The organism is Mesorhizobium sp. M7A.F.Ca.CA.002.05.1.1, assembly GCF_003998335.1.
GTDB lineage: Bacteria > Pseudomonadota > Alphaproteobacteria > Rhizobiales > Rhizobiaceae > Mesorhizobium.
In genome coordinates this window covers 1-3,251 of sequence record NZ_RZQI01000692.1, presented here as the reverse complement: position 1 = coordinate 3,251, position 3,251 = coordinate 1, and the positions used below count along the sequence as shown (strand labels likewise).

At 65.0% G+C, this 3,251-nt stretch carries 3 protein-coding genes; 2 read left to right on the top strand and 1 reads right to left on the bottom strand.

What is annotated here, in order from left to right; genetic code table 11:
* A partial coding sequence (locus tag EN939_RS26745) for a class I SAM-dependent DNA methyltransferase (protein WP_127270758.1) occupies positions 1–902 on the bottom strand: 902 nt, incomplete at its 3' end.
* A 107-nt stretch (positions 903–1,009) separates the two neighbouring features.
* On the opposite strand from EN939_RS26745, the gene EN939_RS26740 reads away from it, so the two are divergent.
* Positions 1,010–2,020, top strand: a complete 1,011-nt coding sequence (locus EN939_RS26740) for a ligase-associated DNA damage response exonuclease (RefSeq protein WP_127270756.1) — start codon at positions 1,010–1,012, stop codon at positions 2,018–2,020.
* A gap of 4 nt (positions 2,021–2,024) precedes the next feature.
* A partial coding sequence (locus EN939_RS26735) for a cisplatin damage response ATP-dependent DNA ligase (RefSeq protein WP_127270755.1) occupies positions 2,025–3,251 on the top strand: 1,227 nt, incomplete at its 3' end.

Genomic DNA, 3,251 nt, shown 5'->3' with positions numbered 1-3,251 from the left:
GCCCCGGCCACAACGACCAACCCGTTGACGTGTTCCCCACGATCCTGCCGGATGACGGTTGGCTCCAGTGAGAGGACCGAAAGCCCGTTGGCGGCCAGGACGTCGCGCACATAGTGTTGCGCATGCGCGTAGCGGCGCGACGGCAGCAGCACGAAATCGCCATCGCCAGCCAGCGTTTCGACGGAAAACGCGAACAGGCCGTCCGTCGCCAGCAAGCGGGCAATCGTCTTCACCACGCCGTCCAGCGCGCCGACATAGATGAAAACATCGGCCACCGTCACCAGATCGGCTTTCGGACCGGCATAGGGAAAATCCCGCAGATCGGCCTTGTCGAGGAAATCGTAGACGCCCTTGGCCCGCGCCTTTCTTAGCATTTTGGCCGAAATGTCATAACCCTCCAGCCGGTCGGCGATCGGCCGCAGCCTCTGCCCCATCAGGCCGGTGCCGCAGCCGAGATCCAGAGCGAGCGGGAAGCGTCCCGGCCTTGCCGCTCGAATGGCCTGGTCGAGCATCCCAGGCAGGCGGTAACCCAGCCTGCCGACCAGGGACTCATCGAAGCTCTCGGCATAGTGGTCGAACAAGGTCTCGACGAAGGCGCTGGGGAGCGCGTCGGGCGCCGGCGCCTTGCCGATCAATTGCAGGTTCAGTGCAGCGCCTTGACGATCCGATGGATCGAGTTGCAGCGACATCGTCCAGGCCTGCGCGGCCAGCTCCGCCGCGCCCGCCGCCTGCTGCATCTCGCCGAGGCGAAACCAGCCCATCGCCCATTGCGGTGTCATTTCCAGGGCGCCGAGCAGCAACTCCGCCGCCGCCGCATGGTCCCCGTCCGCGTGCAGCATCTCGGCATAATCGGCACGGCGATCGGCGTTCAAGTCGCCGGACGAGGCCTGAAGCGGTTTCATGGCGATGGGTCCTGCCGGCGGATCGAGCCGGCGGTGCTCTATGCGGGAGTCAGCAGTGACTTACAACAGGCTTCCCGCCGCGGAATTATATCCTATCTTGGGGGATCATGCGCGCCAGCGACCTGCTTCATCCCCGGCCCGAGGGCCTCTATTGCCCGCCGGGCGATTTCTTCATCGACCCGGTCCGGCCGGTCGACCGGGCATTGATCACGCATGGCCATTCCGACCATGCGCGTTCCGGCCACCGCTCGGTGCTGGCGACGCGGCAAACGCTCGACATTATGGGCCTGCGCTACGGTGAGAATTTCGCTGGCACGACGCAAGCGGCACAACTCGGCGAGACGATTGCACTCAATGGCATCAGCGTCAGCTTCCATCCAGCCGGCCATGTGCTGGGCTCGGCGCAGATATCCGTCGAGCATCAGGGCACGCGCATCGTCGCTTCCGGCGACTATAAGCGGCAGAGGGACGCAACCTGCGCGCCATTCGAGCCGATCCCGTGCGATGTGTTCATCACCGAAGCGACCTTCGGCCTGCCGGTGTTTCGCCATCCGCCCGACACAGAAGAAATCGCCCGCCTGCTGAAATCGGCAGCGCAGTTCCCTGAGCGCTCGCATCTGGTCGGCGCCTATGCGCTGGGCAAGGCGCAAAGGGTGATGCGGCTGTTGCGCGACGCCGGCTACGACAGGCCGCTCTACATCCATGGCGCGCTGGCCAAACTCAGTGAATATTACCAGAGCCAAGGCATCGATCTCGGCACCCTCGAACCGGCGACCGTCGAAAGCGGCGGCAAGGATGATTTTACCGGCGCCATCGTCGTCGGCCCGCCATCGGCCTTCGCCGACCGCTGGGCGCGGCGTTTTCCCGATCCGATCTCGTGCTTCGCGTCGGGCTGGATGCGCATTCGCCAGCGCGCCAAGCAAGGCGGCGTCGAGCTGCCGCTGATCATCTCCGATCATGCCGACTGGGATGAGTTGACCGCCACGATCAAGGAGACCGGAGCCGAGGAGATCTGGGTGACGCATGGCCGCGAGGAAGCGCTGGTGCGCTGGTGCGAGCTCGAAGGCATCGCCGCCCGGCCGCTGCATCTGGTCGGCTACGAGGACGAGGGCGATTGAAGCCATGAACCGCTTCGCCGAGCTTCTCGACCGCCTGGTGCTGACGCCGTCGCGCAACGGCAAGCTGACCTTGCTGACCGACTATTTCCGCAGCGTCGAGGATCCCGATCGCGGGCTGGCGCTGGCTGCCATCACCGGCGATCTCCACATCGCCGCGGTCAAGCCGGCGATGCTGCGCATGCTGGTCACCGAACGCATGGATCCGGTGCTGTTCGGCTATTCCTACGACTATGTCGGCGATCTCGCCGAAACGGTGTCGCTGGTCTGGCCGCAAACGCCCGGAAACATCGCGAACCGCGAGCCGACGCTGGGCGAAGTCGTGGCCAAACTGCAGGCGGCAAGCCGCTCCGACGGGCCCAAGGTGCTGGCCGGGCTGCTCGACAGCGCGGGCATCTCGGCGCGCTTTGCCATCATCAAGCTGGTCACCGGCGGCTTGCGCATCGGCATGTCGGCGCGGCTGGCCAAACAGGCGCTGGCCGATTTCGGCAAGGTCGACGTGGCCGAGATCGAGGAGCTCTGGCACGGGCTGTCACCGCCTTACACAGCGCTGTTCGCGTGGCTGGAAGGCAAGGCCGAAAGACCACGAAGCACGGCGTTGGCATTGTTTCGCCCGGTGATGCTGTCGAACCCGGTCGGTGACGGCGATCTCGAAAAGCTCGATCCCGCGGATTATGCCGCCGAATGGAAATGGGACGGCATCCGTGTCCAGGCGACGGCCGAGGGCGGTATCCGCCGGCTCTATTCGCGCACCGGCGACGATGTCTCCGGTGCCTTTCCGGACCTCGCCGAGGCCATGCATTTTTCCGCAACGCTGGACGGCGAATTGCTGGTCGGCGATCCCCGGGAGGCGACGGGAACCTTCTCGGATCTGCAGCAACGGCTGAATCGCAAGACGGTGACACCGAAGATGCAGCAGCAATACCCGGCCTTCATGCGCTGCTACGATCTGCTCCAGCTCGGCGACGAGGATTTGCGCGCGCTGTCGTTTCGCGAGCGGCGCGGTCGGCTGGAAGCGTTTGTCGGAACGCTCGACCCGAGCCGTTTCGATCTTTCGCCATTCGTCGACTTCACGGATTGGCAAACGCTTGAGGAACTACGCCGGGTGCCGCCGCATCCGATCATCGAAGGCGTCATGCTGAAGCGCTGGGACTCAGCCTATGTCGCCGGCCGGCCGAAAGGTCCATGGTTCAAATGGAAACGCGATCCGCACACGGTGGACGCGGTGCTGATG